The following is a 12,798-nucleotide window of genomic DNA, read 5'->3' on the forward strand; positions in this document are numbered from 1 at the left end:
ATGAAACTGATCACCGCCCTGGCGCTGACCCTGAGTCTGCTGGCTCCTGTGGCTCAGGCTGCCACCACCCTGAAAATTGCCACTCTGGTTCCTGATGGCACCAACTGGATGAAGCTGATGCGTCAGGCTGCTGATGACATCAAGCAGGAAACCGACAGCCGGGTAAAAATCAAATATTTCCCCGGTGGCGTACAGGGCAGCGATAAAAGCGTGCTGCGTAAAATGCAGATTCGTCAGCTGCAGGGTGGTGCCGTTTCTACCGGTGCAATGTCACACATCACCAACGTAACCCAGCTCTACAGCCTGCCATTTACGTTCCGCAATCTCGATGAAGTGCGTGCTGTGCGCGCCGAGTACGACCAGTACATCGCTGCAGCGCTGCAGGAAAAAGGCTACATCCTGCTGGGCCTGTCAGAAGGCGGTTTTGCTTATCTGATGTCTAACAAGCCACTGAAATCATCGGTGGATGTTCGCAGCCAGAAAGTCTGGGTGCCGGAAGGCGACATCATCAGCCAGACCACTTTTGAGAATGGTCAGGTTGAGCCGATCTCCCTGCCGGTATCCGATGTTTATACCAGCCTGCAGACTGGCCTGATTGATACCGTTGCCGTCAATGCCACCTCGGCGATTGCCCTGCAATGGCACACCAAACTGAGCTATGCCACCGATTTTCCACTGGCCTTTATCTTCGGCATGCTGGTCGTTGACGAACGCGCCTTCAGCAAAATCGACGCTGCTGATCAGGCCGTTGTGAAACGTATTATGGCCGCAACCTTCCGCGCCATGGATGTACAGAACGAAAAAGATGAGCAGGGTGCACGTGCGGCACTGGCACAGAATGGTATGCAGTTTGTCGAGCTGACCGAAGAAGATAAGCTGGCCTGGCGCAAAATGGCGCAGGACAGTATCGACACCCTGCGTGAAAAATCCGTCTACCCGGCCGATCTCTATAATCAGCTGAAACAAAGCCTGGAAAACAAACGTCAGGCGGCTGCATTGTAATGAAAAAATGGCTGTCCGCTCTGCATCGCCTGGAAGATGGTGTACTGGTACTGTTACTGCTGGCGATGATTATTCTCGCCGGTGTCGATATTCTTGCCCGTACCCTGTTCGGCGGCGGTGTGGTCTGGGTACAGCCACTACTGCGCGTTATGGTGCTATGGCTCGGTCTGCTCGGTGCTCTGCTGGCCACCCGCTCACGCGAACATATCGCCATTGATCTGATCAACCGCCTCGCCGGTGCGCAGACCAGGCGCTGGCTGGGCGTACTGACCTCAGCCTTTGCGGCCTTTATCTGTCTGGTAATCGCCTGGAATGCTCAGGCTTTTGTACGCTTTGCTTTCGAGTTTGGCGACGTGGCCTTTGGGCGCGTGCCTGCCTGGCCGCTGCAACTGGTGATTCCGTTAAGCTTCGCTCTGATGGGGCTGCGCTTTAGCCTGCAGGCACTGCAGCAAGTGCGCGGACAAACTGCGGAGGCTGAAGCATGAGCATTCTGGTTCCACTGCTGTTATTACTGCTTGCTCTGGCCGGTGCGCCACTCTTTACCGTGATCGCGGCCAGCGCGATGTGGGGCTTCTGGCAGACTGACGTTGATCTTCAGACCATGGCCATCAGCATCTATCAGATTGCTGAAATGCCGGTTCTGATCGCGATTCCGCTGTTTACCTTCGCCGGTTACTTACTGGGTGAAAGCAAAGCACCGCAGCGTCTGGTACGCATTACCGATGCCTTCCTCGGCTGGATGCCCGGCGGTCTGGCGATCGTGGCTCTCGCTGCCTGCGCATTATTTACCGCCTTTACCGGCGCCTCCGGAGTCACCATCGTCGCTCTTGGCGCATTACTGGTGCCGGCTCTGCAGAAAGCCGGCTACAAAGAGTCGTTTAATCTCGGTCTGGTTACCACCTCTGGCAGCCTTGGCCTGCTATTCGCCCCATCCCTGCCGCTGATTCTGTACGGCGTAGTGGCCCAACAGATGGCGCTGGACACGCCGGTCAGCATCGATGACCTGTTCCTCGCCGGTCTGCTGCCAGGCCTACTGATGTTGTTTGCTCTGTCGCTCTACAGCGCCTGGCAGTCACGCGGCATTGAGCGTACTCACCATCCCTTCGATAAAGCCGAAGCCTGGGCGGCAATTAAAGACAGCGCGTGGGAAATTCCGCTGCCTTTTGTTGTACTCGGCGGTATTTACAGCGGCTTTTTCGCGGTATCCGAGGCGGCTGCGCTGACCGCCTTTTATGTGCTGATCGTCAGTGTGGTTATCCGCCGTGAAATCAGCCTGAAGCAGCTGCCCGTGGTCATGCGTGACTCAATGAAACTGGTCGGCGCGATTCTGCTGATTCTGGCGGTATCCATGGCGTCCACCAATTACATGATTGATGCCGGTATTCCGGAGCAGATTTTTGGCTTTATTCAGCAGCACGTCAGCGATGCTTTCACTTTCCTGTTATTGCTGACCCTCTTCCTGCTGGTCCTGGGCATGATGCTCGATATCTTCTCGGCCATCGTCATTATGATTCCGATCATCCTGCCGATTGCCATTGAGTACGGCATCCACCCGATTCATCTGGGCATTCTGTTCCTCGCGAACATGCAGCTGGGCTACTTTACGCCGCCAGTGGGCATGAACCTGTTTATTGCCAGTTTCCGCTTTAATAAACCGGTTATGACGCTGTATCGCGCCACCATCCCGTTCTTCTTTATTCTGCTCGCCTGTGTGCTGATTATTACCTACTGGCCTGGCCTGAGCCTCGCGCTGCTGTAAACCACGATCACAGACGCTCTGCGGAGCGTCTGACCCTTCTTTACAGCTGCTTGCCCAATCTGACATGGCTGCGGGTTATGGTAGTAACTCATGATCGTGCTCATGGATGAGTATCCTTCCTAAGACGTTGTTTGCGGGTTAATCTTGACCCGCTTTTTTTTATTCCCGTCCGTCAAATCAATAATAATCACAGGAAGGCTTATGGCCAGTCTGAGCGCCCGCCTGACCCGCACACTGCTGCGCACCCTGGTGCAACCCACATTCACCCCCGGGTTCGGCCTTAAACGCCAGCGTCAGCGCTTAAATACCCTGCAACAACTTATGCCGATGCCCTTTGGCGTGCGTAAACAGACAACGCCCTGCGGCGGCATTCCAGCCTGGCGCCTGACTCCGGCAACCGTACATGAAGCCGGTAGCGCGCAAAATGCCGGCGCAAGTGTGATGCTGTATCTGCATGGTGGCGGTTATGTTGTCGGTTCACCGACCAGTCATGGTGAAATGGTCGCGCGTATCGCCCGCCAGTGCAGTCTCGATACCTGGCTGATTGATTACCGCCTTGCTCCCGAGCATCCGGCTCCTGCAGCCCTTGAGGACGCACTCTGTGCCTACCGTACCCTCAGTGCTCAGGGACCGGTGATTATTGCCGGAGATTCGGCCGGCGGCGGTCTGAGTCTGGCCCTGACTGCCGCTGTTCTGCAACAGCAGCTGCCACACCCACAGGCGCTGGTTTTATTCTCGCCCTGGTGTGATCTGAGCTGCAGCGGTGCATCCATCAGTGAAAGGGAAGAGCGGGAGGTATTACTGCAGACAGACTGGCTGTACTTTGCGGCGGAGCAGTATGCCGGGCAGCAGGATCTGGATAATCCGCATATATCACCGCTGCATGCCGACTTCAGCGATTTTCCACCTACCCTGATTCAGGTTGGCAGCGAAGAAATTCTGTACGATGACAGCGTGCGCCTCGCTCAGCGTATGCGCCATGCAGGCGTTGAGGTAACCCTGAGCGAATACCCGCAGATGTGGCACGTCTTTCAGCTGCACGCCGGTTATATGCCAGAGGCGCGTCAGGCACTGAATGAAATTGCGGCCTTTACCAGACAACAGCAAAAGCGCGGATAACGGCCAATAAAAAGGCCCGCAGTCTGACGACGGCGGGCCTTTTTATTTAACTGCCGAAATTACTCAGCGGCTTCATCCTGAACTTCAACAACATCCGCTTCTGCTACTGCAACCGGACGGTCTACCAGTTCAACATATGCCATTGGAGCGTTATCACCAGCACGGAAGCCACATTTCAGAATACGAATGTAACCACCTGGGCGGGTTTGATAACGAGGACCCAAATCGCTGAACAACTTACCTACTGCTTCTTTGCTACGGGTACGAGCAAAGGCCAGACGACGGTTAGCAACTGAATCTTCTTTTGCAAGAGTGATCAGTGGCTCAGCTACGCGACGCAGCTCTTTCGCCTTTGGCAGGGTAGTCTTGATAATTTCATGCTCGAACAGGCTCACCGCCATGTTTTTAAACATGGCTTGACGGTGTGCGCTGGTACGATTGAAGTGACGACCACTTTTACGATGACGCATGGTTTTATTCCTTAACTAACTGAACGCTCTGCTCAGGCTAATACTTTGTCGTCGTTACGGAGGCTGGCAGGTGGCCAGTTCTCCAGATGCATTCCCAACGACAGTCCGCGTGAGGCCAGAACGTCTTTGATTTCAGTCAGAGACTTCTTACCTAAATTAGGAGTCTTCAACAGCTCTACTTCTGTACGCTGGATCAGATCACCGATGTAGTAAATGTTTTCTGCTTTCAGACAGTTGGCAGAACGAACGGTCAGCTCCAGATCGTCCACAGGACGCAGGAGAATCGGATCGATCTCTTCTTCTTCGCGGATCTGTTCAACGACTTCGTCGTTTTCCAGATTTACGAAGATAGCCAGCTGTTGCTGCAAGATGGTCGCGGAACGACGGATCGCTTCTTCCGGATCGATGGTACCGTTGGTTTCGAGATCGATAACCAGTTTGTCCAGATCGGTACGCTGTTCCACACGAGCGCTTTCAACGCTGTAAGAAACACGCTTAACCGGGCTGTAGGTAGCATCAAGCTGCAGTTTGCCAATGGCCTTGGTTTCTTCATCGTTCTGGTTACGGGACTCAACAGTCTCGTAGCCACGACCGGAAGCAACTTTCAGGGTCATTTTCAGTTCAGCGCCTTCACCCAGATGGGCGATAACGTGAGCTGGGTTAGCAACCTCAACACCATGATCCAGTTGAATATCGGCAGCTGTTACTGTTGCCGGGCCAACTTTCGCCAAGCTCAGAATCGCTTCGTCACGTTCATGTAATTTGACCGCAACACCTTTCAGGTTCAGCAGGATTTCAATTACGTCTTCCTGTACACCTTCGATCGCGCTGTACTCATGCAGAACGCCATCGATTTCGCATTCAACGATTGCAGCGCCCGGCATAGAGGAAAGCAGGATACGACGCAATGCGTTGCCTAAAGTGTGGCCGAAACCGCGCTCAAGCGGCTCCAGAGTCACTTTAGCGTGGGTATTGTTTACCTCATCCACCTGGATGTGACGAGGTGTCAAAAATTCATTAACTGCACGCTGCATAGCTGCCCCTTAAGTTCCTCTATTACTTAGAGTAAAGTTCCACGATCAGGTTTTCGTTGATCTCTGCTGGGAGATCAGCGCGCTCAGGAACTGCTTTGAAAGTCCCTTCCATCTTACCTGCATTGACATCAATCCACGCACAATCAGTGCGCTGTGCTGCCAGCTCAAGAGCAGTTTTGATACGATCCTGATTTTTCGCTTTCTCACGAATCGTAACCACATCGCCGCTCTTAACGTTGAACGAAGGAACGTTCACAGTCTGACCATTCACAGCTACTGCTTTGTGAGTGACCAGCTGACGTGATTCAGCGCGGGTAGAGCCGAAGCCCATGCGGTATACAACGTTATCCAGACGAGATTCCAGCAGTTGCAGCAGGTTTTCACCGGTTGCGCCTTTACGACGCGCTGCTTCTTTGTAGTAGCTGCGGAATTGCTTTTCCAGGATACCGTACAAGCGACGTACTTTTTGCTTTTCGCGCAGCTGCAGACCGTAGTCAGACAGACGACCGCGACCAGCACCGTGTACGCCAGGCTTGGTTTCCATTTTGCATTTAGTGTCTAATGCACGAACGCCGCTCTTCAGGAACAGGTCAGTTCCTTCACGACGAGACAGCTTACACTTAGGACCAATATAACGTGCCATATTTCTGCCTCCTTATACGCGACGCTTCTTAGGTGGACGACAGCCGTTATGTGGGATCGGGGTAACATCAGTGATGTTAGCGATCTTGTATCCACATGCGTTCAGAGCGCGGACTGCTGATTCACGACCTGGACCTGGACCTTTAACTTCCACGTCGAGGTTTTTCAGACCGTACTCTTTTGCTGCTTCACCAGCACGCTCTGCTGCTACCTGAGCGGCGAAAGGAGTGCTCTTACGAGAACCACGGAAACCTGAACCACCGGCGGTTGCCCACGACAGAGCATTACCCTGACGGTCGGTGATGGTTACGATGGTGTTGTTAAAAGAGGCGTGGATGTGCGCAATGCCATCGACTACCGTCTTTTTAACCTTTTTCTTGGTTGATCTTTGTGGCTTAGCCATTTTTAAATCCTGCTTTTAATATCAACACTGCAACAAGTCGAATGCAGCTACACTAAAAGACCGACCGTAAGATTACTTACGGATCGGTTTGCGCGGACCCTTACGGGTACGAGCATTCGTTTTAGTACGCTGACCACGAAGTGGCAGGCTGCGACGGTGGCGGATACCACGATAGCAAGCCATATCCATCAGACGCTTGATGTTCATTTGCACTTCACGGCGCAAATCACCTTCAACCGTATGTTTAGCTACTTCGTTACGAACAACATCCAGCAACTCTTCGCTCAGATCACCAATTTTGGTGGTCTCTGCAATGCCAGTAGCGGCACAGATCTGCTGGGCAGTAGTACGACCAATGCCATAGACATAGGTCAGAGAAATCACTGCATGCTTGTTGTCAGGAATATTGACACCGGCAATACGGGCCATGTCTAACTCCGTTACACTTTACTTGATGAAAGGGCGCGAGATACTACAGTCAGCTCAAAAATAAATCAAGCCATCTGTAATATTCACACCCGACCTTGTCCGGGGATTAACCCTGACGTTGCTTGTGCTTTGGATCTGAACAGATCACGCGCACACTACCGTTACGGCGAATAATTTTGCATTCACGGCAGATTTTTTTAACAGACGCACGTACTTTCATGACAGTCTCCTAAATCTGGCTCAGCGGGCTGAGCCAAAATTCTTCAGATTTGCTTTCTTCATCAGCGATTCGTACTGGTGTGACATCAGGTGCGATTGAACCTGAGCCATGAAATCCATTACGACCACAACCACGATCAATAACGATGTGCCACCGAAGTAGAAAGGTACATCTGCAGCGACTACCAGGAACTGAGGCATCAGACACACCGCGGCAATGTACAGCGAACCGAACAGAGTCAGGCGTCCTAAGACAGCATCAATATACTTGGCAGTCTGAATGCCCGGGCGGATACCCGGAATGAAAGCACCAGACTTCTTCAGGTTTTCGGCAACATCTTTCGGGTTGAACATCAACGCCGTATAGAAGTAGCAGAAGAAAATAATACCGGCAGCGAACAGTACGATGTACAGCGGCTGGCTTGGCGCCAGAGCCATACTGATGTCCTGCAGCCACTCCATACCCTCGCCCTGGCCAAACCACGTTCCCAGCGACGCAGGGAACAACAGCAGGCTTGAAGCAAAGATCGCAGGAATTACACCGGCCATATTAAGTTTCAGCGGTAAATGACTTGTCTGTGCCGCAAACATCTGACGACCCTGCTGACGTTTTGCGTAGTTAATGGTGATGCGACGCTGGCCGCGCTCAACAAAGACTACGAAACCGATCACCACGACTGCCAGGGCAGCAATAACCAGCAATACCAGAATATTCAGGTCACCCTGACGCGCAGACTCGAAAGCCTGACCAATTGCACTCGGCAGACCAGCAACAATACCGGCGAAGATCAGGATAGAGATGCCATTACCGATACCACGTTCGGTAACCTGCTCACCCAGCCACATCATGAACACTGCACCTGCCACGAAGGAAGGTACGGCGGCGATGTAGAAATCAATGCCCGAAGAGAAAGTAACGCCCTGGCCGGCAAGGCCGGCCGAGACGCCGAAGGCCTGAATCGTTGCAAGCAGTACAGTACCGTAACGGGTGTACTGGGTAATCTTGCGACGACCGGCTTCGCCTTCTTTCTTCAACTGTTCCAGCTGCGGACTCACCGCCGTCAGCAATTGCATGATAATGGAAGCAGAGATATAGGGCATGATACCCAGCGCAAGAATACTCATGCGCTCCAGTGCACCACCGGAGAACATGTTGAACATCTCCAGGATTGTGCCCTGGTTCTGCTCGAATAAACGTGCCAATGCTTCCGGATTAATACCTGGCACCGGGATATGGGTGCCAATCCGATATACTACAATCGCCAGGAGCACGAAGCGGATGCGTGACCAGAGTTCAGTCAGTCCGCTTTGCATGCCCTGTGGGAGTCCTTGCCTAGCCATTAGTCTTCGACCTTTCCACCGGCTGCTTCAATAGCAGCTTTTGCGCCTTGAGTGACTTTCAGACCTTTGATGGTCAAAGCCTTCTTGACTTCACCAGACAGAATCACGCGAGCTTCTTTGATCTTCTCGCCGATTACGTCTGCAGCTTTCAGTGCTGCCAGATCTACAACATCGCCTTCAACCAGAGCCAGTTCGTTCAGACGGATCTCTGCAACGTACTGTGCTTTGCGTGAAGTAAAGCCAAATTTTGGCAGACGACGGTGGATAGGCATCTGACCGCCTTCAAAGCCCGGAGCCACTTTACCGCCGGAGCGTGATTTCTGACCTTTGTGACCACGGCCACCAGTCTTACCCAGACCGGAACCGATACCACGGCCAACACGCTTAGGAGCAGGCTTCGAACCAGGAGCTGGGCTCAATTCGTTGAGACGCATATTACTCCCCTTCTACCTTAACCATGTATTGAACTTGGTTGATCATGCCGCGTACAGATGGAGTATCTTCCAGCTCAACGGTATGACCAATACGACGCAGACCCAGGCCTTGCATGGTTGCACGGTGCTTTGGCAGCTTGCCAATGGTGCTCCGTGTCTGGGTCACTTTTACGGTTTTCTTAGCCATAACGTATTACCCCAGGATCTCTTCTACGGACTTACCGCGCTTGGCAGCTACTTCTTCCGGAGACTTCATTTGTGCCAGACCATTGAAGGTTGCACGAACAACGTTTACCGGGTTGGTAGAGCCATAGCACTTAGCCAATACGTTTTTAACACCAACCATCTCCAGAACGGCGCGCATTGCACCGCCGGCGATGATACCGGTACCTTCAGAGGCCGGCTGCATGTAAATCTGTGCGCCAGAGTGACGGGCACGGACAGGATACTGCAGAGTGTTGCCGTCCAGCTGAACATTGACCATGTTGCGCTTAGCCTGTTCCATCGCCTTTTGAATTGCCAGAGGCACTTCACGGGACTTACCACGACCAAAACCAACACGACCATTGCCGTCGCCAACCACGGTCAGAGCGGTAAAGGCGAAAATACGACCACCTTTTACCACTTTGGCTACGCGGTTTACCTGAACCAGCTTCTCTTGCAGTTCACTTTCGTTACGTTCTACACGTTCATTATTTGCCATGATCTTTACCCTTAGAATTCCAGGCCGCTTTCACGAGCCGCGTCAGCCAGAGCTTTAACACGACCATGGTATTTAAAACCAGAACGATCGAACGCAACTTTAGTGATGCCAGCGGCTTTCGCACGCTCAGCAATCAACTGACCAACTTTGGTCGCTGCATTAACGTTACCAGTAGTGTCACTACGCAGATCCGCTTCAACGGTTGAAGCTGTCGCCAAGACGGTAGCGCCATTGGCAGAGATGATCTGAGCGTAAATGTGTCTGGGCGTACGATGAACGCACAGACGAACCGCGCTTTTCTCACGGATGTTCATCCGTGTTTTGGTGGCACGGCGCAAACGAGCTTTTTTCTTCTCATTCATGGCCTAGACCTTACTTTTTCTTGGCTTCTTTACGACGCACATTTTCATCAGCATAGCGAACACCCTTACCTTTATAAGGTTCTGGTGGACGGTAGCCACGGATCTCAGCAGCAACCTGACCTACTTTCTGCTTATCAATACCTTTGATAACCACTTCGGTCTGGCTTGGCGTCTCGACAGAAATGCCTTCCGGCAGTTCATAGTCGATTGGGTGAGAGAAGCCCAGAGTCAAATTTAATGACTTGCCGGATGCTTTGGCACGATAACCAACACCCTGCAGAATCAGTTTCTTTTCGAAACCAACGTTAACACCGGTAACCATGTTGTTTACCAGGGCGCGGAAAGTACCGGCCAGAGCGTTGGCTTGCTTGTCGCCAGTTTTAGGAGCGAAGGTCAGTACGTTTTCTTCCTGTTTGATTTCAACAGAAGAATGTACATCCAGTTCTAACTGGCCTTGCTTGCCTTTGATGGCGATTTTGTCTGCAGCCAGTTTAACTTCTACACCGGCTGGGATTTGTACAGGAGCTTTTGCTACGCGAGACATCGTAATTCCCCTTAGAATACGGTCGCAATAACTTCACCGCCCACGCCCGCAGCACGAGCAGCGCGATCAGTCATAACGCCTTTAGAGGTGGATACGATAGCCACACCCAGACCTGCTTCAACTTTAGGCAGCTCTGTGGTGCCACGGTACTGACGCAGACCAGGGCGGCTAACGCGCTGGATACGTTCAATAACTGGCTTACCTTCGTAGTATTTCAGATCGATGGTCAGGGTCGGCTTGACCGCTTCATCGATAGAAAAACTGTTGATGTAACCTTCAGCTTCGAGAACCTGGGCTACAGACTTCTTAATTTTTGAAGACGGCATGCTTACATTCTTATGACCAGCTTGCTGGGCATTACGAATGCGGGTGAACATGTCCGCCAACGTATCTTGCATACTCATTAATAGTTACCTCTGTTGTACAGCGCCCCCCTTCCGGTTCTACCCGAAAGGGGGAATTGCTTACCAACTAGCTTTTTTCAGGCCTGGCACATTACCCTTCATGCCTTCTTCGCGCAACTTAATACGTGAAAGCTTGAATTTACGGTATACGCCGTGTGGACGACCTGTCATTTGACAACGACGCTGCAGACGGCTCGCGGATGAATCGCGTGGCAGTTTCTGCAGAGCCTGTTGTGCATTCCAACGCTCTTCGTCAGAAGAGTTAACGTTGCTCACGATCGCTTTCAGTTCAGCGCGCTTGGCGGCAAACTTGGCAACCAGTGCTTCACGCTTCAGTTCACGATTCTTCATGCTAATCTTAGCCATGCTTAACTCCTTAGTTACGGAACGGGAACTGCAGCGCTTTCAGCAGAGCGCGGCCTTCTTCGTTGGTTTTTGCGGTAGTTGTGATGGTCACATCCATACCACGGACCTTGTCTACTTTATCGTATTCAATTTCCGGGAAGATGATCTGTTCCTTCACACCCATGCTGTAGTTACCACGACCATCGAAAGACTTAGGGTTGATACCACGGAAGTCACGAACACGTGGCAGAGCCACGTCGATCAGACGATCCATGAATTCCCACATACGCTCACGACGCAGGGTAACTTTACAGCCAATTGGCCAGCCTTCACGCAGTTTAAAAGCTGCGACAGACTTACGTGCCTTGGTGACAACAACTTTCTGACCGCTGATGGCTTCCATTTCGGCCACAGCGTTGTCCAGCAGTTTCTTGTCGCCCAGTGCTTCACCAACACCCATGTTCAGGGTGATTTTGGTGACTTTAGGCACTTCCATAATGTTTTTGTAACCAAACTCTTCTTGCAGCTTGGCTACTACTTCGTTTTTATACAGTTCTTGTAAACGTGACATAGTAGTATCCAACTCCAATTAGGCGTCGACTTGATCGCCTGTGGATTTGAAGATACGTACCTTGCTTTCGCCTTCAACTTTGAAGCCAACGCGGTCAGCTTTCTCAGTTTTCGGGTTCCAGATGGCTACGTTGGAAACCTGAATACCGGTTTCTTTTTCAACGATGCCGCCTGGCTGCTGCAGGTACGGGTTTGGTTTCTGGTGTTTTTTCACCACGTTAATGCCAGATACCAGCACACGGCCATCCTGCAGAACTTTCTGCACTTTGCCACGCTTGCCTTTATCTTTACCGGCAATAACAACTACTTCGTCATTTTTGCGAATCTTTAACATATCTCGTCCCCCTCCCTTAGAGCACTTCTGGTGCCAGGGAAATGATTTTCATGAACTGCTCAGAGCGCAGCTCACGAGTCACAGGGCCAAAGATACGGGTACCGATTGGCGCCAATGAAGCATTCAGCAGAACGGCAGAGTTTACATCAAAACGGATAATAGATCCGTCCGGACGACGTACACCTTTACGGGTACGTACTACCACGGCGTTCATTACCTGACCTTTTTTCACTTTACCGCGGGGAATTGCTTCCTTAACGGATACTTTAATCAAATCACCGATGCCGGCATAACGACGATGAGAACCGCCCAGTACTTTGATGCACTGTACGCGCTTCGCGCCGCTGTTGTCGGCAACGTCGAGCATTGATTGAGTTTGAATCATGCCTCTCGCTCCTAACTAACTGCGCCCGGTCCTCAGACCTTGGCGGCGCGCTCGTCGATATTTACCAGCGCCCAGGTCTTGTTTTTAGACATTGGGCGTGACTCTTTTACAGTAACGAGATCGCCAATCTGGCACTCGTTGTTTTCATCGTGGGCCATCACTTTAGTAGAGCGTTTCACGAACTTTTTATAGATCGGATGCTTAACAAAGCGTTCAACCAGAACAGTGACGGACTTGTCCATCTTGTTGCTCACGACACGACCACTCAGGGTACGAACGGTTTTTGTGTTCTCAGTCAT

General features: G+C 51.9%; 22 protein-coding genes. 4 read left to right on the forward strand and 18 right to left on the reverse strand.

What is annotated here, in order from left to right:
• The 4 genes from HUF19_RS15955 to HUF19_RS15970 all read left to right on the forward strand — a co-directional run bounded on the left by HUF19_RS15955 (window position 1) and on the right by HUF19_RS15970 (window position 3,880).
• Window positions 1–1,002 carry a TRAP transporter substrate-binding protein gene (locus HUF19_RS15955; protein WP_260997553.1) on the forward strand — a complete coding sequence of 334 codons (1,002 nt, stop codon included), beginning with the start codon at window positions 1–3 and terminating at the stop codon, window positions 1,000–1,002.
• Window positions 1,002–1,487 (forward strand): TRAP transporter small permease, encoded by a 486-nt coding sequence (locus HUF19_RS15960; RefSeq protein WP_260997554.1) that lies wholly within the window; start codon window positions 1,002–1,004, stop codon window positions 1,485–1,487. The genes HUF19_RS15955 and HUF19_RS15960 overlap by 1 nt, the downstream gene beginning before the upstream one ends.
• On the forward strand, window positions 1,484–2,761 hold the full coding sequence (locus tag HUF19_RS15965; RefSeq protein WP_260997555.1) for a TRAP transporter large permease: 1,278 nt from the start codon (window positions 1,484–1,486) through the stop codon (window positions 2,759–2,761). Before HUF19_RS15960 ends, HUF19_RS15965 begins: the two co-directional genes overlap by 4 nt.
• 201 nt (window positions 2,762–2,962) lie before the next feature.
• A complete protein-coding gene (locus HUF19_RS15970) occupies window positions 2,963–3,880 on the forward strand; it encodes an alpha/beta hydrolase (RefSeq protein WP_260997556.1) in 918 nt (305 codons plus the stop codon).
• Between the two features lie 59 nt (window positions 3,881–3,939).
• Here HUF19_RS15970 and rplQ read toward each other — a convergent pair whose 3' ends face one another.
• The 18 genes from rplQ to rpsQ form a co-directional block, all read right to left on the reverse strand.
• Window positions 3,940–4,350 carry a 50S ribosomal protein L17 gene (gene rplQ / locus HUF19_RS15975; protein ID WP_145466699.1) on the reverse strand — a complete coding sequence of 137 codons (411 nt, stop codon included), beginning with the start codon at window positions 4,348–4,350 and terminating at the stop codon, window positions 3,940–3,942.
• A gap of 32 nt (window positions 4,351–4,382) precedes the next feature.
• A complete protein-coding gene (locus tag HUF19_RS15980; RefSeq protein ID WP_145466700.1) occupies window positions 4,383–5,384 on the reverse strand; it encodes a DNA-directed RNA polymerase subunit alpha in 1,002 nt (333 codons plus the stop codon).
• 22 nt (window positions 5,385–5,406) lie between these two features.
• On the reverse strand, window positions 5,407–6,027 hold the full coding sequence (gene rpsD / locus HUF19_RS15985) for a 30S ribosomal protein S4 (protein WP_145466701.1): 621 nt from the start codon (window positions 6,025–6,027) through the stop codon (window positions 5,407–5,409).
• A gap of 12 nt (window positions 6,028–6,039) precedes the next feature.
• Window positions 6,040–6,429 (reverse strand): 30S ribosomal protein S11, encoded by a 390-nt coding sequence (rpsK, locus tag HUF19_RS15990; RefSeq protein ID WP_145466702.1) that lies wholly within the window; start codon window positions 6,427–6,429, stop codon window positions 6,040–6,042.
• A 72-nt stretch (window positions 6,430–6,501) separates the two neighbouring features.
• Entirely contained in the window at window positions 6,502–6,858 is a 357-nt protein-coding gene (gene rpsM, locus HUF19_RS15995; protein ID WP_145466703.1) for a 30S ribosomal protein S13, read from the reverse strand.
• Between the two features lie 106 nt (window positions 6,859–6,964).
• The gene (gene rpmJ, locus HUF19_RS16000; protein WP_145466704.1) at window positions 6,965–7,078 is read right to left on the reverse strand and encodes a 50S ribosomal protein L36; all 114 of its coding nucleotides are present in this window, start codon (window positions 7,076–7,078) and stop codon (window positions 6,965–6,967) included.
• Window positions 7,079–7,098: 20 nt separating this feature from the next.
• Window positions 7,099–8,418, reverse strand: coding sequence for a preprotein translocase subunit SecY (gene secY, locus HUF19_RS16005; RefSeq protein ID WP_260997557.1), 1,320 nt, complete (start codon window positions 8,416–8,418; stop codon window positions 7,099–7,101).
• Window positions 8,418–8,852 carry a 50S ribosomal protein L15 gene (gene rplO, locus HUF19_RS16010; RefSeq protein ID WP_145466706.1) on the reverse strand — a complete coding sequence of 145 codons (435 nt, stop codon included), beginning with the start codon at window positions 8,850–8,852 and terminating at the stop codon, window positions 8,418–8,420. Before rplO ends, secY begins: the two co-directional genes overlap by 1 nt.
• A gap of 1 nt (window position 8,853) precedes the next feature.
• Complete coding sequence (gene rpmD / locus HUF19_RS16015; protein ID WP_145466707.1) at window positions 8,854–9,039, reverse strand: 50S ribosomal protein L30; 186 nt, start codon at window positions 9,037–9,039, stop codon at window positions 8,854–8,856.
• Between the two features lie 6 nt (window positions 9,040–9,045).
• Complete coding sequence (gene rpsE / locus HUF19_RS16020; protein ID WP_145466708.1) at window positions 9,046–9,555, reverse strand: 30S ribosomal protein S5; 510 nt, start codon at window positions 9,553–9,555, stop codon at window positions 9,046–9,048.
• 11 nt (window positions 9,556–9,566) lie between these two features.
• Window positions 9,567–9,917 carry a 50S ribosomal protein L18 gene (rplR, locus tag HUF19_RS16025; protein WP_145466709.1) on the reverse strand — a complete coding sequence of 117 codons (351 nt, stop codon included), beginning with the start codon at window positions 9,915–9,917 and terminating at the stop codon, window positions 9,567–9,569.
• A 10-nt stretch (window positions 9,918–9,927) separates the two neighbouring features.
• Entirely contained in the window at window positions 9,928–10,461 is a 534-nt protein-coding gene (gene rplF, locus HUF19_RS16030) for a 50S ribosomal protein L6 (protein WP_145466710.1), read from the reverse strand.
• An 11-nt stretch (window positions 10,462–10,472) separates the two neighbouring features.
• A complete protein-coding gene (gene rpsH / locus HUF19_RS16035; protein WP_260997558.1) occupies window positions 10,473–10,865 on the reverse strand; it encodes a 30S ribosomal protein S8 in 393 nt (130 codons plus the stop codon).
• A gap of 60 nt (window positions 10,866–10,925) precedes the next feature.
• A complete protein-coding gene (rpsN, locus tag HUF19_RS16040; protein WP_145466712.1) occupies window positions 10,926–11,231 on the reverse strand; it encodes a 30S ribosomal protein S14 in 306 nt (101 codons plus the stop codon).
• A 10-nt stretch (window positions 11,232–11,241) separates the two neighbouring features.
• Entirely contained in the window at window positions 11,242–11,781 is a 540-nt protein-coding gene (gene rplE, locus HUF19_RS16045; protein ID WP_145466713.1) for a 50S ribosomal protein L5, read from the reverse strand.
• Window positions 11,782–11,799: 18 nt separating this feature from the next.
• The gene (gene rplX, locus HUF19_RS16050; RefSeq protein ID WP_260976893.1) at window positions 11,800–12,114 is read right to left on the reverse strand and encodes a 50S ribosomal protein L24; all 315 of its coding nucleotides are present in this window, start codon (window positions 12,112–12,114) and stop codon (window positions 11,800–11,802) included.
• Window positions 12,115–12,130: 16 nt separating this feature from the next.
• A complete protein-coding gene (gene rplN, locus HUF19_RS16055; protein ID WP_145466715.1) occupies window positions 12,131–12,499 on the reverse strand; it encodes a 50S ribosomal protein L14 in 369 nt (122 codons plus the stop codon).
• A 32-nt stretch (window positions 12,500–12,531) separates the two neighbouring features.
• Window positions 12,532–12,798 carry a 30S ribosomal protein S17 gene (gene rpsQ, locus HUF19_RS16060; RefSeq protein WP_260976894.1) on the reverse strand — a complete coding sequence of 89 codons (267 nt, stop codon included), beginning with the start codon at window positions 12,796–12,798 and terminating at the stop codon, window positions 12,532–12,534.

It is taken from the genome of Thalassolituus hydrocarboniclasticus (assembly GCF_025345565.1).
In the GTDB taxonomy this organism is placed as follows: Bacteria; Pseudomonadota; Gammaproteobacteria; order Pseudomonadales; family Oceanobacteraceae; genus Venatoribacter; species Venatoribacter hydrocarboniclasticus.